We start from the raw sequence: 1,127 nt of genomic DNA, 5'->3' as shown, positions 1-1,127 counted from the left end.
ATCTAAGCGTGTAAGGTAAATGTCGTTAACAAATTTATCTTTTTCTTTTACAGGCTTCTTTTTTGTCCATACAACCATTTTTTCATTTGGAGATATAGTAACAGAGCGCATATATTCTGTATTGATAATATCTTCAGGAGTCCAACGGGTTTTATCTTTTTCTTGAGCAGTTAAAAATGAAGTACATACTAATAAAGTGTACAAACTTGTGAAAAAGTAATTGTTTTTCATGAAACTATGATTTTAATTTTTGTAAAAGTATAATTTTTAGTGAATTGAATAGGAATTTTATTTAAAAGTTGTTTTGTGGTTGGAAAGTTTTAAAGAATTGTCATTGTGATTCTTTAGATGAAGCAATCTCATTAATTAAAGTAACAGATTACTTCGTCGCTATTGCTCCTCGTAATGACGAAAAAACTAACCTTATTTTCAGAATAGCGAAGGTAAACACAGAAATTCAGGAATGCAAAGCATTCCGCTGTGTTTAACAAGCGGTTCTTTCAGCAGAAAGAAATTCCTAAAATAAGGGGTCTTTTCTTTGATTCGTTTCTTTGGACAAGCAAAGAAATGAATAGAAAATAATGAGATGCTGAAATAATACTTCGACTCCGCTCAGTAACCTTTCAGCATGACGAAAAAAAACCGTCATTCCGAATTTATTTCGGAATCTCATCAAGCAAATTAAAAGATACTGACATCAAAGATTCAGTGTAGCTAAACAAGCTGTCTGCCGAAGGGGAAACGAAGCAATCTAATTAATTAAAGTAACAGATTACTTCGTCGTTATTGCTCCTCGTAATGATGTAAAAACCAAACCTTATTTTCAGAATAGCGAAGGTAAACACAGAAATTCAGGAATGCAAAGCATTCCGCTGTGTTTAACAAGCGTTTCTTTCAGCAGAAAGAAATTCCTAAAATAAGGGGGCTTTTTTTTGATTCGTTTCTTTGGACAAGCAAAGAAATGAATATGTAAAAGAATTGAATCTCTCAAAATATTAATAAAAAAGATATCTCACTATGTTCAAGATAACAATTAAACTGTCATTGCGAGCGAAGCGAAGCAATCTTATTCTTTTAAACGGATTACTTCGTTACAGATTTCTTTTAATGATAAATTTGTATTTACA

1 protein-coding gene is annotated in these 1,127 nt (G+C 31.4%); it reads right to left on the bottom strand.

The window, feature by feature from the left end; translation table 11 throughout:
- Positions 1 to 231: hypothetical protein (locus JF818_RS03445; protein ID WP_198890587.1), on the bottom strand; the 231-nt coding region annotated here is incomplete at its 3' end.
- Positions 232 to 1,127: the final 896 nt, after the last annotated feature.

Origin of the sequence: Sphaerochaeta sp. S2 (assembly GCF_016406725.1) — a bacterium.
Classification (GTDB): domain Bacteria; phylum Spirochaetota; class Spirochaetia; order Sphaerochaetales; family Sphaerochaetaceae; genus Sphaerochaeta.
Note: the sequence above shows the minus strand (reverse complement) of the source record. Positions and strands in the feature narration are given on the sequence as shown.